This window comes from Janthinobacterium sp. 75 (assembly GCF_004365495.1).
Classification (GTDB): Bacteria; Pseudomonadota; Gammaproteobacteria; order Burkholderiales; family Burkholderiaceae_D; genus Janthinobacterium.
On the sequence record NZ_SORD01000001.1, the window covers coordinates 1,718,587 to 1,739,634 of the forward strand.

Annotated in this window: 17 protein-coding genes and 1 pseudogene; 13 read left to right on the forward strand and 5 right to left on the reverse strand. The window is 62.7% G+C overall.

The genetic code is table 11. The annotated features are described in order from the left end of the window. Nucleotides 1–16 precede the first annotated feature (16 nt). Nucleotides 17–1,575, reverse strand: a pseudogene (gene norR / locus C8C89_RS07835) (nitric oxide reductase transcriptional regulator NorR). Between the two features lie 150 nt (nucleotides 1,576–1,725). On the opposite strand from norR, the gene nirK reads away from it, so the two are divergent. The 3 genes from nirK to C8C89_RS07850 are packed head-to-tail and all read left to right on the forward strand — an operon-like array spanning nucleotide 1,726 to nucleotide 6,221. Next, the gene (nirK, locus tag C8C89_RS07840; protein ID WP_133989279.1) at nucleotides 1,726–3,213 is read left to right on the forward strand and encodes a copper-containing nitrite reductase; all 1,488 of its coding nucleotides are present in this window, start codon (nucleotides 1,726–1,728) and stop codon (nucleotides 3,211–3,213) included. 30 nt (nucleotides 3,214–3,243) lie between these two features. Further along, nucleotides 3,244–3,921: an iron-sulfur cluster repair protein YtfE gene (gene ytfE, locus C8C89_RS07845; protein ID WP_133989280.1), complete on the forward strand. Its 678-nt coding sequence runs from the start codon at nucleotides 3,244–3,246 to the stop codon at nucleotides 3,919–3,921. A 14-nt stretch (nucleotides 3,922–3,935) separates the two neighbouring features. Then, nucleotides 3,936–6,221, forward strand: a complete 2,286-nt coding sequence (locus C8C89_RS07850) for a nitric-oxide reductase large subunit (protein ID WP_133989281.1) — start codon at nucleotides 3,936–3,938, stop codon at nucleotides 6,219–6,221. A 27-nt stretch (nucleotides 6,222–6,248) separates the two neighbouring features. Here the strand turns inward: C8C89_RS07850 and C8C89_RS07855 are convergent, their stop codons facing one another. After that, nucleotides 6,249–6,671, reverse strand: a complete 423-nt coding sequence (locus tag C8C89_RS07855; RefSeq protein ID WP_034780276.1) for a DUF1841 family protein — start codon at nucleotides 6,669–6,671, stop codon at nucleotides 6,249–6,251. A gap of 214 nt (nucleotides 6,672–6,885) precedes the next feature. On the opposite strand from C8C89_RS07855, the gene C8C89_RS07860 reads away from it, so the two are divergent. Both C8C89_RS07860 and mqo read left to right on the forward strand, forming a co-directional pair. Then, nucleotides 6,886–7,152: a hypothetical protein gene (locus tag C8C89_RS07860; RefSeq protein WP_133989282.1), complete on the forward strand. Its 267-nt coding sequence runs from the start codon at nucleotides 6,886–6,888 to the stop codon at nucleotides 7,150–7,152. Beyond that, nucleotides 7,145–8,725 (forward strand): malate dehydrogenase (quinone), encoded by a 1,581-nt coding sequence (mqo, locus tag C8C89_RS07865; RefSeq protein WP_347876581.1) that lies wholly within the window; start codon nucleotides 7,145–7,147, stop codon nucleotides 8,723–8,725. The genes C8C89_RS07860 and mqo overlap by 8 nt, the downstream gene beginning before the upstream one ends. Nucleotides 8,726–8,948: 223 nt before the next feature. On the opposite strand, the gene C8C89_RS07870 is transcribed toward mqo, so the two are convergent. Then, a complete protein-coding gene (locus tag C8C89_RS07870) occupies nucleotides 8,949–9,581 on the reverse strand; it encodes an RNA pyrophosphohydrolase (protein ID WP_101482795.1) in 633 nt (210 codons plus the stop codon). 204 nt (nucleotides 9,582–9,785) lie between these two features. On the opposite strand from C8C89_RS07870, the gene C8C89_RS07875 reads away from it, so the two are divergent. Continuing rightward, the gene (locus C8C89_RS07875; protein WP_101482794.1) at nucleotides 9,786–11,525 is read left to right on the forward strand and encodes a proline--tRNA ligase; all 1,740 of its coding nucleotides are present in this window, start codon (nucleotides 9,786–9,788) and stop codon (nucleotides 11,523–11,525) included. Continuing rightward, the gene (locus tag C8C89_RS07880; RefSeq protein WP_101482793.1) at nucleotides 11,522–12,139 is read left to right on the forward strand and encodes a lytic transglycosylase domain-containing protein; all 618 of its coding nucleotides are present in this window, start codon (nucleotides 11,522–11,524) and stop codon (nucleotides 12,137–12,139) included. Before C8C89_RS07875 ends, C8C89_RS07880 begins: the two co-directional genes overlap by 4 nt. A 138-nt stretch (nucleotides 12,140–12,277) precedes the next feature. On the opposite strand, the gene C8C89_RS07885 is transcribed toward C8C89_RS07880, so the two are convergent. Both C8C89_RS07885 and ffh read right to left on the reverse strand, forming a co-directional pair. Beyond that, nucleotides 12,278–12,673 (reverse strand): SWIB/MDM2 domain-containing protein, encoded by a 396-nt coding sequence (locus C8C89_RS07885; protein WP_071653383.1) that lies wholly within the window; start codon nucleotides 12,671–12,673, stop codon nucleotides 12,278–12,280. Between the two features lie 456 nt (nucleotides 12,674–13,129). Continuing rightward, nucleotides 13,130–14,497: a signal recognition particle protein gene (ffh, locus tag C8C89_RS07890; protein WP_010401368.1), complete on the reverse strand. Its 1,368-nt coding sequence runs from the start codon at nucleotides 14,495–14,497 to the stop codon at nucleotides 13,130–13,132. 239 nt (nucleotides 14,498–14,736) lie between these two features. Here ffh and C8C89_RS07895 point away from each other — a divergent pair, with 239 nt between their 5' ends. From C8C89_RS07895 to C8C89_RS07920, 6 genes are all read left to right on the forward strand, one after another. Next, nucleotides 14,737–15,246 carry a sigma-70 family RNA polymerase sigma factor gene (locus C8C89_RS07895; protein WP_133989283.1) on the forward strand — a complete coding sequence of 170 codons (510 nt, stop codon included), beginning with the start codon at nucleotides 14,737–14,739 and terminating at the stop codon, nucleotides 15,244–15,246. Continuing rightward, the gene (locus C8C89_RS07900; RefSeq protein ID WP_243857932.1) at nucleotides 15,243–16,232 is read left to right on the forward strand and encodes a FecR domain-containing protein; all 990 of its coding nucleotides are present in this window, start codon (nucleotides 15,243–15,245) and stop codon (nucleotides 16,230–16,232) included. The genes C8C89_RS07895 and C8C89_RS07900 overlap by 4 nt, the downstream gene beginning before the upstream one ends. A 113-nt stretch (nucleotides 16,233–16,345) precedes the next feature. Further along, entirely contained in the window at nucleotides 16,346–18,547 is a 2,202-nt protein-coding gene (locus tag C8C89_RS07905; protein WP_208327686.1) for a TonB-dependent siderophore receptor, read from the forward strand. Between the two features lie 110 nt (nucleotides 18,548–18,657). Continuing rightward, nucleotides 18,658–18,939, forward strand: a complete 282-nt coding sequence (locus C8C89_RS07910) for a hypothetical protein (RefSeq protein ID WP_133989285.1) — start codon at nucleotides 18,658–18,660, stop codon at nucleotides 18,937–18,939. After that, nucleotides 18,936–20,639 (forward strand): PepSY-associated TM helix domain-containing protein, encoded by a 1,704-nt coding sequence (locus C8C89_RS07915; protein ID WP_133989286.1) that lies wholly within the window; start codon nucleotides 18,936–18,938, stop codon nucleotides 20,637–20,639. The genes C8C89_RS07910 and C8C89_RS07915 overlap by 4 nt, the downstream gene beginning before the upstream one ends. Beyond that, the gene (locus tag C8C89_RS07920) at nucleotides 20,636–20,977 is read left to right on the forward strand and encodes a DUF3325 domain-containing protein (protein ID WP_133989287.1); all 342 of its coding nucleotides are present in this window, start codon (nucleotides 20,636–20,638) and stop codon (nucleotides 20,975–20,977) included. Before C8C89_RS07915 ends, C8C89_RS07920 begins: the two co-directional genes overlap by 4 nt. The last annotated feature ends 71 nt before the right edge of the window (nucleotides 20,978–21,048 follow it).

Here is a 21,048-nt window from a genome sequence, read left to right on the forward strand (position 1 = left end):
CGCGCAGTAGGTTTGCCTAGTTGTTCTTCAGTCCCACCCTGCGCGCCAGCTTGTGCAAGTTGCTGGCGTCCAGTCCCAGCTGGCGCGCGGCGGCGGCCCAGTTATCCTGATGCAGGAGCAGCGCTTGCCGGATGGCCTGGCGCTGGCTCGCTTCCACGATCTGATGCATGGACAGCAGCGGCGCCGCCGGCGTGCCGCACGCGCCTGGCACTGGCGGCAGCGTGTCCGTACCGGCTGGCGTCTCCAGCGCATCGAGGTCGAGCATATCCGTTTCCAGGGTCACGATGTCCTTGCGGTCCGCGCCGCGGATCACCGCTTTCAGCGCGGCCCGGCTGATCACATGTTCGAGTTCGCGCACATTGCCCGGCCAGCGGTAATGGCATAAGGCGTTTTCCGCTGCGGCGGACAGGCGCAGGCTGCGCAGCCCCAGGCGCGCGCGGTTGAGCTCAAGGAAACCGCCGGCCAGCAGCAGCACGTCATTGCCCCGCTCGCGCAACGGCGGAATCTGCACCGGATACACGGACAAACGGTGATACAGATCGGCGCGGAACGAGCCGTCGCGCACATGCTCGCGCAGGCTGCGGTTGGTGGCGGCGATCACCCGCACGTTGACCCGGCGCGGCCGGTCCGCGCCCAGGCGCTGGATTTCGCCATTTTGCAAGGTGCGCAGCAGCTTGGCCTGTATCGACAGCGGCAACTCTCCCACTTCATCGAGAAACAGGGTGCCCCTTCGGCCGCCTCGAAACGCCCGGGCCGATCGCTGACGGCACCGGAAAACGCGCCCCGCACATGGCCGAACAATTCGCTTTCTGCCAGGGATTCGGGCAAGGCCGCGCAATTGACGTGGATCAGGGGCTTGCCGGCGCGGCGCGACAGCCGGTGCAGGCGGTGCGCACACAGTTCCTTGCCGACGCCCGTCTCGCCCAGCAGCAGCACGGGCAGGTCCGATTCGGCGACCACCTGCAGCTCGTGCAGCAGCTGCATGATGGCGCTGCTCTGGCCCACGAAGTCGTGTTCCTCGCGCGGCGCTTGCGCATCGGCCAGCATGGCGCCGCCCGACAGGCGCAGGGCGCGGATTTCCGTCTCCAGGCGGGTCACGCGCACGGCCGCTTCGATGGCGCAGGCCAGCTCGCCCAGGTCGCGCTGCGCGCGCGCGTCGAAGGTGCCCACCTGTAGCGCGTCGAGCGTAATCACGCCCCAGCGTTCGCCTTCCAGGTCCAGCGCCATGCCCATGCAGTCGTGCACGGGCAGCGGCTCGCCCGCCCGCTCGGCGATCAGGCCATCGTAGGGATCGGGCAGGGAGCTGTCGTGATGAAAGCACAGCACGCCGCGCCGCTGCAGGATGGCGGCCAGGCGCGGGTGGTCGGCGGCGGCGAAGCGGCGTCCCAGCGCGTCGCTGGCCAGGCCGGCCATCGCCACGGGGCGCAGGTGCTCGCCATCGAGCTTGAGCAAGGCCACGGCCTCGCAGCCGAAGTGCGCGCGCAGGCTGCCTACCAGGCGCTGCAGGCGCACGGCCACGGGCAGGTCGGCGACCAGATCGGTGAGTAGCAGCAGGTGGATGGCGGTGGTGGTCATAAGTACCATGCAGGGTACAAGGAACCACGGCAAACATGGGTCATTACGACCCTGCATTTTTCAAATCGTTGATTTAAAACAAGTTTTTCCTGGCACACGGTTTGCCTAGACAAGAGTGCCGAACCGGCATACAAGACCAAGGAAAGCTTGATGAAAACGACTCCCTCCCTCCGCGCCATTGCCGCCGCCGTCTGCGTCCTGGCCATGCCCCTGTCCCTGCAAGCCCAGGCTAGCCTGCCGGCCAGCGCTGCCGCTACTGCGGCCAAACTTTCTGCCGCCGCCGCGCTCAAGCGCTATGAACTGCAAACCAATATCGTCGACGGCAAGATGGTATTCATCGATGCCAAGGGCCAGGTCAATCCCGTGCTGGCGGCGAACGTGGGCGACACGGTCGAACTGGTGCTGAAAAGCGGCGAAGGCGCCGAGCACGATCTGCTGATCCCGGAACTCAACGTGGCATCCGCCAAATTCAGCGCCAGTAGCGGCAGCACCAGCGTGCGCTTCAAGGTCACGCGCGCCGGCACGTTCACCTATTACTGCTCGATCCCCGGCCACCGCCAGATCGGCATGGAAGGCAAGCTGGAAGTGAGCGGGACGTCGCAGGCCGAAGCCGGAGCACCGAAGGCTGCTGGCACCGGTAGCGCGGCCAACGAGTCCAGCCAGGCCGCCGCGCTGGCCCTGTACACGCCCGCGCCGTCGCCGATGCGCGGTCCCGATCCCTCGGCTGTCAGCGTGGCTGCCAACCCGGCCTCCGTGCCGGCCGCCATCGGCGCGCGCGCGCCGCAGTTGCTCAAGTACCGCATGGAGACGGTGGAGCTGCCGGGCAAGCTCGATGACGGCACCAGTTTTACTTACTGGACCTTCAACCGGCAAGTGCCCGGTCCGATGCTGCGCGCCAAGGTGGGCGACACGGTGGAACTGACCCTGTTCAATGCGAAGGACAGCAAGATGATCCACTCGATCGACCTGCACGCGGTGACGGGCGGCCATGGCGGCGGACAGCATACGCAGGTGGCGCCAGGGCAGGAAAAAACGGTCACCTTCAAGGCGCTCAATCCTGGCCTGTATGTGTACCACTGCGCTACGCCCCTGGTGCCGCAGCATATCGCGGCCGGCATGTACGGCATGATCCTGGTCGAACCGGAAGGCGGCCTGTCCAAAGTGGACCGCGAGTATTACGTGATGCAGGGCGAAATGTACACGGGCCGTCCGCACGGCGCGCCCGTGCACCAGGAACCTAACCTGGAAAAAATGGCCAATGAACTGCCCGACTATTACGTCTTCAATGGCGAAGTAGGCGCCCTGAGCAAGACGCACAAATTGCAGGCGAAGGTCGGCGAGACGGTGCGCATCTATTTCGGCGTGGGCGGCCCGAACAAGATTTCATCCTTCCACATCATCGGCGAGATCTTCGACAAGGTATATAGCGAAGGCTCCATCAGCAGCCCGAAACACGACGTGCAAACCACCCTCGTGGCACCGGGCGGCGCGACCATCGTCGAACTCAAGGTACAGCACCCGGGCAGCTATCTGCTGGTCGACCATGCGCTGTCGCGCGCCGGCAAGGGCGCCGTTGGCGTGCTGGAAGTGACGGGCGAGCCCGTACCGGGCGTCTACCACGCGGGCGCCGTGCAATAAACCACCCCCATTCATCATCAAGGAACTGTTATGGAAATGATCGACCTATCCCTGGGCCAGCTGGCCCGCCGCATCCCTGGCGCCACGCGCCTGTTCGATGCCCACCGCCTGGATTTTTGCTGCGGCGGCAACAAGACCCTGCGCGCGGCGGCCGAAGCGGCCGGCGTGGACACGGCGCCCATCGTCGAGGAACTGCAAGTGCTGGCAGCACGCGCCGATACCAGTGGCGAGCGTGACTGGCAGGAAGCCCCGGCCACCGAGCTGGTGGAGCATATCCTGGCGCGCTACCACGCCGTGCACCGCGAGCAGCTGCCAGAGCTGATACGCCTGGCACGCAAGGTCGAGCAGGTGCATGGCGACCGCGCCGACTGTCCGCACGGGCTGGCAGAACATCTGTCGGCCATGGCGCAGGAGCTGGAAAGCCATATGCGCAAGGAAGAGGACGTGCTGTTCCCCATGATCGTGCGCGGCCATGGCCCCCGGGCCGGCGCGCCCATCAACGTGATGCGCATGGAGCATGACGACCATGGCGTGGCCTTGCGCGCCATGGCGGAAATGACGAACGATATCACCGCGCCGGCCGGCGCCTGCACCACCTGGCGCGCGCTCTACACGGGCCTGCGTACCTTCCGTGCAGACTTGATGGCGCACATTCATACCGAAAACAATATCCTGTTCGAGCGCTTTGCGCCGGCCGTGGTGCACTGACAAAGGAAAGACCCATGGGTCCCTACAAAAAACTCTGGTTTACACTGATCGGTGTGCTGATCGTGACGTTTTCGCTGCTCGGCTACTACGGTGTCGAAGTCTACCGGCAGGCACCGCCCATCCCCGCGCAAGTGCTGGCGCAAGATGGCCGGCAACTGTTCGACCGCGAGGGCATCCTCGATGGCCAGACAGCCTGGCAATCCGTCGGCGGCATGCAGCTGGGTTCCATCTGGGGCCACGGCGCTTACCAGGCGCCCGACTGGACGGCCGACTGGCTGCACCGCGAACTGACGGCCTGGCTGGAATTGGCAGCGCAAGAGCAGCATGGCAAGGCGTACGCGGCGCTTGACGGCCCCGCGCAGGCGGCGTTGCGCGAAGCGCTCAAGCTGGAATACCGCGGCAACCGGGTCGATGAAGAACAAGTACTGCACCTGTCGCCGCGCCGCGTGCAAGCCATCGCCAACACGGCGCACTATTACGACCAGCTGTTTTCCGACGCGCCAGCGCTGCACGCCAGCCGCGAACATTTCGCCATGAAGGAAAATACCCTGCCCAGTGCCGAGCGGCGCGCACAGATGACGCAGTTTTTCTTCTGGACGGCATGGGCCGCCGCCACCGAGCGTCCGGGCCAGAAAGTCACGTACACGAACAACTGGCCGCATGAACCCCTGATCGGCAACCAGCCCAGCGGCGAAAACCTCGTCTGGTCGGTCGCCAGCGTGGTGGTGCTGCTGGCCGGTGTCGGCTTCCTCGTGTGGGGCTGGGCCTTTTTGCGCGACCACGACGAAGCGCTTCCCGCGCCCGGCCCGCGCGACCCGTTGACGACGTTCGCCCTCACACCCTCGCAGCGGGGACTGGGCAAGTACCTGTTCCTGGTGGTGGCGCTGTTCATCTTCCAGGTCTTCATCGGTGGCTTTACGGCGCATTACACGGTGGAAGGACAGCAGTTCTACGGCATCGATGTGTCGCGCTGGTTCCCGTATGCACTCACGCGCACCTGGCATATCCAGGCCGCGCTGTTCTGGATCGCCACGGGCTTCCTGGCCGCTGGCCTGTTCCTCGCGCCCTTGATCAATGGCGGCAAGGATCCCAGGTGGCAGCGCCTGGGCGTCGACGTGCTGTTCTGGGCACTGGTGCTTGTAGTCGTCGGCTCCTTCATCGGCAATTACCTGGCGATTGCGCAAATCATGCCGCCCGATTGGAACTTCTGGCTCGGTCACCAGGGCTATGAATATGTGGACCTCGGACGTTTGTGGCAGATCGGCAAGTACGTGGGCATCCTGCTGTGGCTGGTGTTGATGCTGCGCGGCGTCGTGCCGGCCTTGCGCCAGCCAGGCGGCGACAAGAATCTGCTGGCGCTGCTGACCGCGTCCGTGGGCGCCATCGGCCTGTTCTATGGTGCCGGCCTGTTCTACGGCGAACGCACGCACCTGTCCGTGATGGAATACTGGCGCTGGTGGGTAGTGCACCTGTGGGTGGAAGGGTTCTTCGAAGTCTTTGCCACCACGGCGCTGGCCTTCATCTTCTCGACTCTGGGGCTGGTGTCGGTGCGCATGGCCACGGCGGCCAGCCTGGCGTCGGCCTCGCTGTTCATGCTGGGCGGCATACCCGGCACTTTCCACCACCTGTACTTTGCCGGCACCACCACGCCGGTGATGGCCATCGGCGCCAGTTTCAGCGCGCTCGAAGTGGTGCCGCTGATCGTGCTGGGGCATGAAGCGTGGGAAAACTGGCGCCTGAAGGAGCGTGCGCCGTGGATGGAGCAGTTGCGCTGGCCCATGATGTGCTTTGTCGCCGTTGCCTTCTGGAACATGCTGGGCGCGGGCGTGCTGGGCTTCATGATCAATCCGCCCGTGGCGCTGTACTACATCCAGGGCCTCAACACGACTCCCGTGCATGCGCATGCGGCGCTGTTCGGCGTGTATGGCTTCCTGGCGCTGGGTTTTACCTTGCTGGTACTACGTTATTTACGGCCCGACTACCGCTTCAGCACTGCGTTGATGAAGACGGCTTTCTGGGGCTTGAACGCGGGCCTGGTGCTGATGATCTTTACCAGCTTGTTGCCGATTGGCGTCATCCAGTTCCACGCCAGCGTGACGGAAGGCCTGTGGTATGCGCGCAGTGAGGAATTCATGCAGCAGCCGCTATTGCAGAACCTGCGCTGGATACGCACCTTCGGTGACGTGGTCTTCATCGTCGGCGCCGTCGCCATGGCGCTGCAAGTGGTGCTGGGCTTGCTGGAAAAAGGGCCAGCACAGGTATTGCCTCAGCGTATGAAAGCTGCAGTAAAACCGATGTGAGGTAGTACTGGTACAGCACCTGTGTTCCTACCGGCGGCGCACGCAGTCTATATAGGCGTCCGTGTCCGGCGGCAAGCCCGAGCGCTGCGAAGCCCAGATCATCTGGCCCAGGCATTCCATCACTTCATGCTGGGCCGCATGGGCCGAATCGAGTCGCTGGGTCAGTTGCTGGACGGCCGGGCGGATGCCGCGCGGTTGGTCCACCTGCACCTGCTCCGTGATCGACAGGTGCATGGACAGGTGCAAGAACGGGTTAGCCTGACCACCTTCGACGGAGTAGTCGCGCGCCAGTGCCGCTTCGACGTCGGAGAGTTCGTTTTCGTACTCGGGGTGTTCCAGAATCCAGTCGAGCGCGATGGCTTCCATCGGCGTAAGGATTTCATGGGCGCGGTGCTTGCGCAATGTTTCACAAAAGAAACGGCGCACGTCGTCGGAAGAGGGGTTGAACATGGCTGACTGACTATGGCTAAAGGGCAGCCGGCATTGTACCGCGTACGTCAATTCAGGGCATCGAGGATGCCCTTTTTGTCGTCTGGCACCAGTTTTCAAGACCCTATAGTCACCATCATTTAATACCCTGCAGTAAGTATTATCCACTACCGCTGCGGCCCGGCGGCGTCAAATAACGGTGATAAAATCGCCGCTCTTGATATTTGCACTGGACATGACGGCGATTTCATTGCCGGTTTTTCAGCCGACAACGCAGTCCGCGCTGTCCTTTGCCCGCACCTTTGCCACCAGATATTGCTCTCGGGATATTCCGGAGCACGGCAGCATGCCTATCACCATCGACATTGACCTGTCCTGCCGCCTTGGCGTGCCGGAGGCTGGTCTGTTTTTCGTCGGATCCGTCGATAGCCGCGATGGTGTCGCCACGGTGGCGCGCAAGAATCATCCTTCAGTATCCAAAAATGGAGTTACGAATGCGTAAATCGCTATTACTTTTGATGTCGTGCCTGATCCTGGCGGCATGTAACAAGACCCCTCCGGCCTCGTCCGAAAAACCGGTCGACGTGCTGCTGATCGGCGCCGGCACCATGAGCGCCACCCTGGGCAGCATGCTCAAGGAACTCGATCCATCGCTGACGATGGAAATGGTCGAGCGCCTCGATTCCGTGGCCGCCGAAAGCTCGGACGCGATGAACAACGCGGGCACGGGCCACTCGGCCTTTGCCGAACTGAACTACACGCCGGAAGCGGCCGATGGCAGCATCGAGACGAAAAAAGCCGTTGCCATCAACGAGCAATTCGAAATATCCAAGCAATTCTGGGCCTATCAGGTAGCCAACAAGCACCTGGGCGCGCCGCAAACCTTCATCAACAATGTGCCGCACATGGCCTTTGTCTGGGGCGATGACAATATTGCCTTTCTGAAGAAACGCTATGCCGCGCTGCAAAAGGAAAACCTGTTCAAGGGCATGCTGTACTCGGAAGACCAGGCGCAGATCGAGCAATGGGCGCCGCTGGTCATGCAAGGCCGCGACAAGGGCCAGAAAGTGGCCGCGACGCGCATGGAAATCGGTACTGACGTCAATTTCGGCAACCTCACGCGCGGTCTGGTGAAATACCTGACGGACAGCCATGGCATGGTCCTGCACCTGCGCCACCAGGTGGAGGACATCCAGCGCGGCGCCGATGGCGTGTGGAACGTGACGGTGAAAGACCTGGCCGCCGGCAAGGAAAAGACCATGCGCGCAAAGTTCGTCTTCATCGGCGCCGGCGGCGGTTCGCTGCCGCTGCTGGAAAAATCGGGCATTCCTGAAGCCAAGGGCTACGGCGGCGTGCCGGTGGGCGGCCAATGGCTGGTCACCACCAATCCGGAACTGGTGGCGGCGCATGCGGCCAAGGTCTACGGCAAGGCATCCGTCGGCTCGCCGCCGATGTCCGTGCCGCATCTCGATACGCGCATCATCGACGGCAAGAAAGCCCTGCTGTTTGGCCCGTTTGCCACCTTCTCGACCAAGTTCCTGAAAAACGGTTCCTGGATCGACTTGCCTGCCTCGATCGGCACGGGCAATGTAAAGCCCATGCTGCAAGCCGGCTACGACAATATTCCGCTGACGAAATACCTGGTTGAACAGGTCATGAACACGCCGGAAGACCGTTTGAAAACCCTGCGCGAATACTTGCCGAACGCCAAGATGGAAGACTGGACCCTGCAAAATGCTGGCCAGCGCGTGCAGATCGTCAAGGATGACCCTGTCAAAGGCGGCTTGCTGCAGTTCGGCACGGAAGTCGTCGGCGCCGCCGATGGCAGCATCGTTGCCCTGCTGGGTGCATCGCCAGGCGCCTCGACCGCGCCGCCGATCATGATCAAGGTGCTGCAAACGGCATTCAAGAGCCGCCTGGCAACGCCGGAATGGCAGGCGAAGATGGTGGAAATGGTGCCGTCGTACGGCCAAAAGCTGAACAATGACCCAGCCCTGGCCAACAAGATCCGCCAGTACAGCAGCAATATCCTGGGCTTGAAAGCCATTACCCTGGACGTTCCCGCCGCTAATTAACACCTAACCAAACCTACTGCGCGTCGCGCTTTGCGGCCTGCGATGCTCACCGTACTAGAGTACGGTTGCGCTTCTTAGCCACAAATCACTGCCGCTCGCTACGGTTTTGTTAGGTGTCGAAACTGTCTGCATTTTTAAAAGAAAGTTTCTTACCGGTATGTAAAAAGGGGCAGCCTGTTCAGGCTGCCCCTTTTGCGTGGGAGAGTGCGTTCATTGCGGTGGACTACCCCTTGCCTGGCAGAATCAGCTCCGGTGTACACCCTTCGGCGGCAACGCCGTCGCAAGGTTTGGCCAGGGCCGTACCATCCTGCGCCCGTGGCGCATGGGGCTGGCGCAGATAGCGCGACGTGTGACGGTGCGCTTGCTGCGCGTTGCCATGCACGGGCCAGGTCAGGAAGCGGGACAGCTCCTGCAAGGCGCGCTGGTAGACATCGCGTTTAAATTCTATGACGACATCGAGCGGGACCCAGTACTCATGCCAGCGCCAGGCGTCGAACTCGGGATGGTCGGTCAGGCGCAGATTGACGTCGTTATCGCGCGCGCACATTCTCAGCAGAAACCAAATCTGCTTCTGGCCACGGTAATGGCCGCGAATCTCGCGCTTGATGAAGTGGTCTGGCACTTCATAGCGCAGCCAGTCGCGGGTGCGGCCGACAATTTTGACGTGTTCCTGTCTGAGTCCGATTTCCTCTTCAAGTTCGCGAAACATGGCTTGTTCCGGTGTTTCGCCATATTTGATACCGCCTTGCGGAAACTGCCATGAGTGCTCGCGCACCCGCTTGCCCCACCACACCTCGTTCTGGGCGTTTAGCAGGATGATGCCGACGTTGGGCCGAAACCCTTCACGGTCGAGCATAATGCACCTCAAACTTTCTGCGACAGTGCGTCCTTTTTTACATAATTACCCACAACTTCGCAAGCCGGTGACCTTTTCGGGGTGCGAAAAGCGCCGGAATCGCACCAATTGAGCGCATTTGTGTAAAGTATGGACGCATCAGCCAGCTAATCCTTTAAAATTAGGTTGATTATAACCCTCTCTTTTTAAAAAGAATTCACCGTTATGCGCGCCTCCCGTTTTTTTATTTCCACACTTAAAGATGCACCTTCTGACGCGGAAATCGTCAGCCACCAATTGATGATGCGTGCAGGCATGATCAAACGCCTCGGTTCCGGCATCTATACCTACATGCCGATGGGCCTGCGCGTGATCCGCAAGGTGGAAGCCATCATCCGTGACGAGATGAACAAAGCCGCGGGCATCGAACTGCTGATGCCGCTCGTGCAGCCGGCCGAACTGTGGCAGGAGACGGGCCGCTGGACCAAGATGGGCGACGAACTGATGCGCGTGAAAGACCGCCACGGCCGCGAATACGCGATCCAGCCGACGTCGGAAGAGGTCATCACGGACGTCGTGCGTACCGAAATCAAGTCCTACCGCCAGTTGCCGTTGAACTTTTATCACATCCAGACCAAATTCCGCGACGAGCGCCGTCCCCGCTTCGGCCTGATGCGCGGCCGCGAATTCACCATGAAGGACGCCTATTCCTTCGACCGCGACCTGGCCGGCATGCAGGCATCGTACAAGGTCATGTTTGACGCCTACACGCGCATCTTCACGCGCTTTGGCCTGAAATTCCGCGCTGTCGCAGCCGACAACGGCGCCATCGGCGGTTCCGGTTCGCATGAATTCCACGTCATCGCCCACACGGGTGAAGATGCGCTCGTGTACTGCCCGACGTCCGATTATGCCGCCAACATGGAAGCGGCCGAAGCGCTGCCGCCAGCCGGCGAGCGCCCAGCTGCTGCCCAGGCGCTGACAAAAACGGCCACGCCGGACACCGTCAAGTGCGAAACCGTAGCCGCCTTGCTGGGGATCGATCTGTCGCAAACCGTGAAAACCATCGCACTGACGGTGGAAACGACGGGCAAGGACGAGAAAGTCACGAAACAGCATTTCATGCTGCTGCTGCGCGGCGACCATGAATTGAACGAGATCAAGGTAGGCAAGGTTGCCGGTCTGGCCGGCCATCGTTTCTCGACCGAAGCGGAAATTCTGGAAGTCTATGGCACGATTCCCGGCTATCTGGGCCCGATCGGCACGCAAGCACCCGTCACCGTGGTGGCGGACCGCACGGTCGCCCATATGAGCGACTTCGTTTGCGGCGCGAATGACGCCGGTTACCATTACACGGGCGCCAACTGGGGCCGTGACGTGGCCGAGCCTGCCATTGTGGCCGACTTGCGCAATGTCGTCGCCGGCGACGCTTCGCCGGACGGCCAGGGCTTGCTTGCCATCGAGCGCGGCATCGAAGTGGGCCACGTGTTCCAGCTGGGTACCGCGTACTCGGAAAGCATGAAAGCCACCTTCCTCGACGAAAATGGCAAGCCTGCGCCGCTGCAGATGGGTTGCTATGGTATCGGCGTGACGCGCATCCTGGGCGCCGCCATCGAACAGAACTTCGACGACAAGGGCATCATCTGGCCAGCGTCGATCGCGCCGTTTGAAGTTGTGCTGTGCCCGATGGGCATGGACCGCAGCGAATTGGTCAAGGAAGAGACGGAGAAGCTGTACGCGGCCCTGCAAGGCGCTGGCGTCGATGTCATCGTCGATGACCGCGGCCTGCGTCCTGGCGCCATGTTTGCCGACTGGGAACTGATCGGCGTGCCGCACCGCATCGTCATCGGCGAGCGCGGCCTCAAAGAAGGCAAGCTGGAATACCAGGGCCGCCGCGACGCGGAAGCCACCGGCGTAGCGCCGGACGAGATCGTCGCCTTCATCCAAGGCAAAATGGCGCAGTGAAGCGTTTATCCGTAAGCAAGGTGGCTGGCGCGCTCGCGCTGGCCGCCAGTCTGGCCTGCGCTTTCCCGGCGCAGGCCGGTAATCAGAAAGAGGAGGCGCTGGCCGACTCCGTCCGCCTGGCCCTGTCGCACGCGATCCGCGACGAACGCCCGCCGCAACCCAAATTTGCCACCCCCATCGAACTGCAGCGCTACCAGCAATGGCTGGCGCAAATGTCGCAACGCCTGCAGCGCAAGCTGCCGGACGCGCAGTTGCGCACGGAGTTTCTGGAGACGGTATGGTACGAAGCGCGCCGCGCTGGCCTGGAGCCGGCCCTGGTGCTGGGCCTGATCCAGGTGGAGTCGGCCTACCGAAAATACGCCGTCTCGCTGGCTGGCGCGCGCGGCTACATGCAGGTGATGCCCTTCTGGACGGGCGTCATCGGCGATAGCGACCGCAGCAAACTGTTCCACATGCAAACGAATTTGCGCTATGGCTGCGCGATTTTGCGCATGTACCTGGACATGGAAAAGGGGGACTTGTACCTGGCGCTGGGGCGGTATAACGGCAGCCGGGGGCGGGCCGAGTATCCGAATGCCGTGCGGGCGGCGTGGAGGCAGTGGGAGTTCAGATGAAGGCTGGGGTCAGACCCCGGGAGCGTTGGCGCAGAGCTCTGTGATAACGGTGTTGAGGGTCTGCCCCCCCAAAAAAATGCCCCGCTCGCTGATTCAGCTGCGGGGCACTCGCTCGGTGTTGGGCCGGCGCGTATCTGATTATTTCAAATGATCGGAGATCAGTTTCGTCATTTCAAACATGGAGACTTGGGCTTTGCCGCCGAAAACAGCTTTCAGCTTGTCGTCCGCATTGATCATGCGGCGGTTGGCCGGATCTTGCAGATCGAGTTTTTTGATGTAATCCCATACCTTTTTGGTCACTTCCGTGCGCGGCAATGGTGCTGCGCCAACAACGGCGGCCAGCTCTTTCGATGGCGTCATTGCTTTCATGAATGCTGCGTTTGGCTTGCGTGGTGTTGCCGGTGCTGCCGCTTTCTTCGCCGCTGCCGGTTTAGCTGCTGCTTTGGCTGCGGGTGCTGCTTTTTTGGCTGCTGCAGGCTTGGCTGCTGCTGCTTTGGCTGGCGCTGCTACTGGGGTTTTTTTGGCTGTTGCCATCTTCGAGCCTCCTTAACAAACACATGGGAAATTGCGCAATTAATCGCACGGCTAATATTGGTGTGGATTTACCTTGTATGCAAGTGTTTTTCACGTTTTTACGAGGAAAAAGCAGGGAAATGGCCATGCTGTCGCCCGGGCGCACCGCTTGGGGACGCAGAACGGCGTTTTTGCCCGTAAATGGCATGCTTGCTGGCTATGCGGGGAGGGGGGCTGCGGGGGGAGGGAAGAGTGATGCCGGATACATGAAAATGCAATCCGGCGCTATGTGGAACGATGTTTTCTGACCTGTCGAGTTTAGATACGGAGCGTCAAAAAGGCCTTCAAAACCACAGCGAGCGGAGATGATTTGTGGCCGGGAAGCGCAACCGTACTTTAGTACGGTGAGCATCGCCGGCCGCAAGGACCACCGCGCAGCGGATTTTGAAGCCTTTCCTCATCGCGGATTTTGGAGCCTTACCTCATCCCAGGCATCATGCCCTTCATGGAGCGCATCATCTTCATCATGCCGCCGCCCGACAATTTCTTCATCATCGTCTGCATTTGCTCGAATTGCGTCAGCATGCGGTTTACTTCCTGCACTTGCACGCCGGCGCCGGCAGCGATGCGGCGCTTGCGCGTGGCCTTGATCAGTTCAGGTTTGGCGCGCTCCTGCGGCGTCATCGAATCGATGATGCCGCACATGCGGCGCACCTGTTTGTCGGCTTGATCCATGTTCTTGCCGCCAGCCGCCTGCTGGAACTGCGCCGGCAGCTTGTCCATCAGGTTGGCCATGCCGCCCATCTTTTTCATTTGCCCCAGTTGCGCCTTGAAGTCGTTCATGTCGAACTTGCCGCCGACCTTGATCTTTTGCGCCAGGTCGGCCGCCGCCTTGCTGTCGACGCCCTTGCGCGCTTCTTCCACCAGCGCGAGGATGTCGCCCATGCCCAGGATGCGGTTGGCCATGCGGGTCGGGTCGAACGCTTCCAGGCCGTCGAGTTTTTCCGAGACACCGGCAAACTTGATCGGTTTGCCCGTGATGTGGCGCACTGACAGGGCGGCACCACCGCGTGCATCGCCATCGAGCTTGGTCAGCACGATACCGGTCAGCGGCAGCGCATCGTTGAAGGCTTTCGCCGTGTTGATGGCGTCCTGGCCCAACATGGCGTCGACGACAAACAGGGTTTCGATCGGTTTCACTGCGCTGTGGACGGCGGCAATTTCGCGCATCATCTCTTCGTCGATACCCAGGCGGCCGGCCGTATCGATGATCAGCACATCGTGGTAATGCTTTTTCGCCCAGTCCAGCGCGGCCAGGGCGATATCGACCGGCTTGTCGGTGCTGGAAGACGGGAAGAAGTCGGCGCCCACCTGGGCAGTGACCGATTGCAGCTGGGCGATCGCGGCAGGACGATACACGTCGGCCGAGACGGTCAGCACTTTCTTCTTCTTTTCTTCCTTCAGGTATTTCGCCAGCTTGCCGACGGTGGTGGTCTTACCCACACCCTGCAGACCGGCCATCAGGATGATGGCGGGCGGCTGCTGCGCAAAGCTGATCTGCGACGCTTCCGGTCCCAGATCGGCGCCCATCAGGGCGGCCAGCTCGCGCTGCACCACGCCGACCAGGGCCTGGCCTGGCGTGAGCGAGGAAATGACATCCTCGCCCATGGCTTTTTCTTTGACTTTGGCGATGAATTCGCGCACGGCGGGCAGGGCGACGTCGGCTTCGAGCAGCGCCAGGCGCACTTCGCGCAGCATGTCGGCGGTGTTCGCTTCGGTCAGGCGCGCCTCGCCGCGCATGGTCTTGACGACTTTGGCAAGCCGTTGGGTGAGATTATCTAGCATGATGAACCTGCAATGAAAAGCTTGGGAGTGGGCGGCGCAAGCCGGACGATGGGCGCCATTTTACCCCATCGCGCGGCCCTGGCGGTCTTGCGCTGCGCTGCCTGGCGGTTCGCCTGCTTTTGAATTAGTTGGTATTTCTGCCAATGCCACGATTGCATGAAAGCCAAAAACACGGTTAAAATGAGAATAATTCTTATTTACATTTGCAGGCGCACTGCGCTTGACCGGAAAGGGATGCCATGTCGGCCGCCGATTTTGCCCAGCAACAAGACCTGCACGCGCTCTACAGCAGCCATCACGGCTGGCTGCAGGGCTGGCTGCGGCATAAGCTGGGCAATGCGGGCGAAGCGGCGGACCTGGCGCAAGACACCTTTTTCAGCGTGCTGGCCAACGGCGCGGCGCCGCAGATCCGCGAAGCGCGGCCTTTTCTCGCCACCATCGCGCGGCGCCTGGTGGCGCACCGCTATCGCCGGCAAGTGCTGGAAGACGCCTATCTGGAGGCGCTGGCCTGTTTGCCGCCCGAAGTGGCGCCCGCGCCCGAAGATCGCTTGCTGGCGCTGGAAGCCTTGCAGGAAATCGATGCCGCCCTCGATGGCTTGCCAGCGCCCGTGCGCACGGCGTTTTTGCTGGCGCAGCTCGAAGGCCTCAGCTATGCCGAGATCGCTGCGCGCCTGAACGTGTCTGCCAGCTCGGTCAAGCAATACCTGACGCGTGCCAACCGCCAGGTGTTTTTCTCACTGCCAGCATGAGCGCGGTGACAGAGGCAGCAGGCCCGATGGCCATCGGCGAGGACGTGCAGCAGCAGGCGGCCGAGTGGCTGACCGTGCTGATGTCGGACGAGGCAAGCGAAGCGGAACACGCCGCCTGGCAGCGCTGGCGCGGGGCCGACCCGGAACATGAACGGGCCTGGCAGCATATCGAAGCGGTGTCGCAGCGCTTTAACGGCTTGCACCGCAGTGCGGCCGCGCAGGCATTGGCAGGCACGCAGCAGAAAGCCGTCAACGGCAAGCGGCGCCAGTTGCTGGCGTGGCTGGGCGTGGTGGCCGGCGGCGGCATGCTGGCCGCGAAAGCGGGTGCCTGGGATGGCGTGCGCGCCCTGCGTGCCGACTATCGCACGGCTACGGGCGAGCGGCGCGAGGTGGTGCTGGGCGATGGCAGTGTGCTCAGCCTGAATACGGGGTCGGCCGTCAACGTGCGTTTCGACGCCAGCCGCCGCCTGATCGAGCTGCTGGCCGGCGAGATCCTCATCACCAGCGGTCACGGCGCCGGCAGCGGCGCGCCTTTGGTGGTGGCTACGCGCGAAGGCCAGGTGCGTGCGCTGGGGACGCGCTTTGCCGTGCGCCAGCAGGATGACTACAGCAGGGTGGAGGTGCTTGAAAGTGCCGTTGAAGTCCGCCTGCGCAGCGGCGGCGCACCCCTGCTGCTGGCGGCAGGGCGTGGCGTGGCATTTTCCCGCCACGCGCTTGACGCGCCGCATGCCATCGGTGCGTATGCGGCCGCCTGGTCGCGCGGGCAACTGATCGTCGATGACGTGACCCTGGGCGATTTTCTGGCCGACCTGGCCCGCTACCGCCCTGGCGTGATCGACTGCGCGCCGGCAGTGTCCCAGCTGCGCCTGTCGGGGGTATTCCCGCTGGCCGATACCCAGCGCATTTTGAACATGCTGCCCAACTCGCTGCCGGTGCAGGTGCGCAGCCGCACGCGGTATTGGGTCAGCGTCGAACCGGCGCCATAGCACGCTGCGCAAAAATATTTAGCCATCCGGCTGCCCGTTTTTCGTTTTCGCGGCACCTACAGAGTAGGGCGCCTGTTTTTCACCGTCTCATGACGCCACCATCAGGAATTTTCATGTCGTACGCTTTGCATTTTGTCAGTTTGCCATCGTCTCACTCCGCACTGCGCCCGCTGGCGCAAGCGGCGGCCGCCTTGTGCCTGGCCGCCAGCCTGCCGGCGCTGGCGCAGCAGGCCACGCCTGCTGCTCCCGCCACCGAGCAAACCATGCTCGGCGTGTCCGTCACGGCAGGGCGCGATGCGACAACGGAAGGCAGCGGTTCCTATACGACGGGCGTGAGCAATACGGCAACCAAACTGAATCTGTCGCTGCGCGAGACGCCGCAGTCGGTCAGCGTGCTGACGCGCCAGCAGATCGATGACCTGGGCATCACGACCCTGGACGACGCTGTCCAGTCGATCACGGGCCTGGTCACGCAAAAAGGCAACTTTACGGGTGATTCGGGCAGTTTCAGCGCTCGGGGATTTCCCGTGGATAACATCCTGTTCGATGGCTTGCCCACCAGCCTGGGCGCGAATGGCACTTTCAATGGCGATAATGACGACCTGGCCATCTATGACCGCATCGAAGTGGTGCGCGGCGCCACGGGCTTGATGACGGGCAGCGGCACGCCCAGCGCGGCCATCAATATGGTGCGCAAGCGCCCGACGGCCACGCCGCAAGCGTCGTTTTCGGCCAGCATCGGCAGCTGGAGCAACTACCGCCTGGAAGCCGATGCGGCCAATGCGCTCAACGCAGCGAAGACCCTGCGCGGGCGCATCGTCGTGACGCTGCAGGACAAGAAGGACTATGTTGACGTGCTGCATGGCCGCAATCACCAGCTGTACGGCATCATCGAGGCTGATTTACGCCCCGACACGACATTGACCGTGGGCGCCCACTACCGCAAGACCGATAACGACGGCGTTACCACGGGCGTGGTGACGGCTGCCGATGGCAGCTTTTTGAATTTGCCCCGCTCGACTTATCTGGGTACCGACTTCGATGACTGGCGCCAGACGGACAAGACCCTCTTCGCCGAACTGGAACACCGCTTCGGCAACGGCTGGAAGGCCAAGCTGGCAGCCACGCGCAAGACGCCCGAGATTGACACGACCTTTTCCGGCATCAACCGCCGCGGCGACACCTTGCGCTTCAATTCGCAAAGCTACCGCGCCGAGCTGGCGAACACCAGCTACGACGCCTATGCCAGCGGCAGCTACAGCCTGTTTGGCCGCCAGCACGAGCTGACCGTCGGCGCCAGCCACCGCCGTTCGTCGAAAAACAGCTATGGCGGCTGGGCGCCGTACAGCTGGGGCGCGGCCGCGCCGGTGATCGACCCATACCACTGGGATGCGGGCAGCGTGGCGCGCCCCGTCATCAACTATGCGCAGTGGGGCACGGCCAGCGTGACCGAGCAAAGCGGTGTGTATGCGGGTACGCGCATGCGCCTGGCCGACCCGTTGTCGCTGGTGCTGGGCGGGCGCGTGAGCTGGTACAAGGACGATGCCGGCTACTCAGTGGCGCGCGAATTCACGCCCTACGCCGGTGTTGTGTATGACCTCGACAAGCAGCATTCCGTTTACGCCAGCTGGACCGAGATCTTCCAGCCGCAGGCAGCCACCGACGTCTATGCGCAACCCTTGAAGCCGATCAGCGGCACCAACTATGAAGCGGGCGTGAAAGGCGAATACTTTGGCGGCGCGCTCAATGCCAGCGCGGCCGTGTTCCAGATCCGCCAGCAAAACCGGGGCGTGGACGACCTGGCTGGCCCGAATCCCTGCCCGGGCAGTACCTGGGGCTATTGCCAGCGCGCGTCGGGCGAAGTGCGTAGCGAAGGCGTGGAGCTGGACGTGGCGGGCGCGCTGACGCCCGACTGGCAGCTGTCGGCCGGTTTTACTTATGTGAAGGCGCAATTTACGCGCGACAGCGATCCGGCCAATATCGGCAAGGATTTCAACAGCCGCTATCCGCGCCAGCAGCTCAAGCTGGCCACCAGCTACCGCCTGTCCGGCGCGGCGCAGGGCTGGCGCGTCGGCGCCTCGGTGTACGGGCAGGGCGCGACCGAGTCGAGCGACGGCACCTACCATCTGCGCCAGGGCCGCTACGCGATCCTGGGCCTGAACGCAGCGTGGCAGATCGACAGCCGCGCCGAGTTGCGCCTGAATGTGAACAATGCGCTCGACAAGCATTATTACCAGAGCATCTACTCCGATGTCTTCGGCAATCTGGCGGGGGCGCCGCGCAACCTGATGCTGACCTTGAACTACAAACTGTAAATAATCACTTTTGAATGATCTATCTTGATGAAGGATGCATGGCTTATGGATGTGCAGTTGAATCTGGCCCGCGATGGCGTGAAGCCGCGTGTGCCGCAGGGAGCGCCGCGATGATGAAATCGGCCAACATGATGTTGTTCTCGCGCGTGCTTGCCGCCATCTTTGGCGGTTATGCGCTGACGTCCGGCGTAGCCGTGCTGCTGTCTGCCGTGCTGCCGCTGTCGCGCGCCGAAGCCGTGCTGACGGCCACCTTGAGCGCCTTTGTCGTGTATACCTGCGCCGTGATCTGGGTCTTTGCCGTGCAGGACCTGCGCCGCGCCTGGCTAGGCATGCTGCTGCCGGCCATCGTCTGCGGCGGCATGGGCATGCTGCTGTCGCGAGGTGCCGCATGAACGCCGTCAAGGTAGATAAAGTGCTCAAGACGCCACAGCAGGGCGGCTTGCGCCAGGCCATGGCCTGGCTGCATACGTGGAGCGGCCTGTGGATTTCCTGGCTGCTGTTCGCCATTTTCCTGACCGGCACCCTGGCCGTCTTCGACGACCCGATCGGCCACTGGATGACGCCTGAACACGCCCTGGAAGAGGCGGCGCACGCGAACGATCCGCCGCTGCCCAAGGTCACGGACCGCGCGCACCGCCTGGAACTGGCGCTCGACTTCATGGCGAAGGAGCATCCGAAGGCGGACATGTGGGAAATCTGGCCCGTGCAGCGGCCCGGCCACGGCCTGTCCGCCTACTGGTTCCAGCCCAGCGGCGGCTATGGCTCGGCGGACCTCGATCCGCTGACGGGCGCCGTCATCGAGCATGCGCGCGAGGCAACGGAACGGGAAACCATCGGCGGCCACCATTTCGTCGATTTTCACTACGAGCTGCACGCGGGACGCATCGGCGTATGGATCGTCGCCATCACCACCATGATCATGCTGGTGGCGCTGGTGAGCGGCGTCATCACGCACAAGCGCATCTTCAAGGATTTCTTTACCTTCCGCCCGGCCAAGGGCCAGCGTTCGTGGCTCGACGCGCACAACGCGGTGGCCGTGCTGACGTTGCCGTTCCAGTTCATGATCGCCTACACAGGCCTGGCATTTTTCAGCGATGACTATGTGCCGGCCCCCGTGGTGGCGCAATACGGCATGGACAATCCCAAGAAGGCCTTCCTGGCCGACTGGAACGATGCGGGCAAGCCTGAGCGCATTGGCCAGCCGCTGGCCATTCCCGCGCTGGAATCGTTCGCGCTGCGCGCCGAGCAAGCCATCGGCCAGGAAATCCGCGCCGTGGTGCTGGACAATCCGAACGATGCCTCCATGCGCGTCTGCATGTATGGCTGGAATGAAGATACGGAATTGCTCACGCGCCTCAGTGCCAATACGGGCAGGGCCTGCTATGCGCTGGCCACGGGCGAACAGGTCGCCGTACGCCTGCCGGGCAAGTCGGACACGGGCGGCGCGGGCCTGACGCGCTCCGTCATGTCGAACCTGCATATGGTCGGTTTCGGCGGCACGCCGATGCGCTGGCTGTATTTCTTCTGCGGCCTGGCCGGCACGGCCATGATGGGCACGGGCGCGATCCTGTTCCTGGTCAAGCGGCGTCAGAAGTCCGGCGGCGAGTTCGGCGCCTATACGCAGCGCGTGTACCGCGTCATCGCATGCCTGAACGTGGCGGCAATTGCCGGCCTGGCGATCGCCTGCGTGGGCTTCCTGTGGGCCAACCGTTTGATCCCCGTCGGCCTCGAGCAGCGCGCCGGCTGGGAAGTGCGCGCCTTCTTCGGCGTATGGTTCCTGATGCTGGTGCATGCCTGCCTGCGCGCGGAAAAGCGCGCGTGGATCGAGCAACTGTGCCTGCTGGCCGCCCTGTGCCTGCTGCTGCCCGTCCTGAATGTACTGAGCACGGGCGACAACCTGGTGGCGCAGGTCGTGCGCGGCGACTGGGAAAGCGCGGGCGTGGAACTGGGCAGCATGGCCTTCGGCCTGCTGGCTGGATGGGGCGCGTGGAAAGTCCACACGCGCAAGGAAAAACCGGCCAGGAAGGCTGCGGCCAAGGAAGGCCCGGCACCATCGGCCAGCCTGCAAGTCACTACGGAAGGACAGTCATGATCAATACCATCCTGTGTGCGCTGGGCCTGTCGTATGCGGGCATGGCCAGCCTCTCGCTGGCGATGGACCGCCATCATGGCCAGGTCTGGGGCAGGGACGCGGCGCCGAACGTGCGGCGCGCGCTGCAACTGGCCGGCGCGCTGTTGCTGGCGCTGGCCATCTGGCCTTGCGTGGCCGGCTGGAGCGCCACCGTCGGCGTCGTCGCCTGGCTGGGATTCATCGGCGCGGGAGCGCTGCTGGTGGCCCTGCTGCTACCGTATGCCCCCCGATTGCTGTTGCGTAGTTCCCTGCTGGCAGCCGTCGCCGCGCTGGCAGGTCTTGTAACGTTCCTGCGGTGATGTTCACCGCCATTTTCAAGGATAGACCGATGTACTTTTCACGCCAGGCGACACCGTTTGATTTTTTTAAT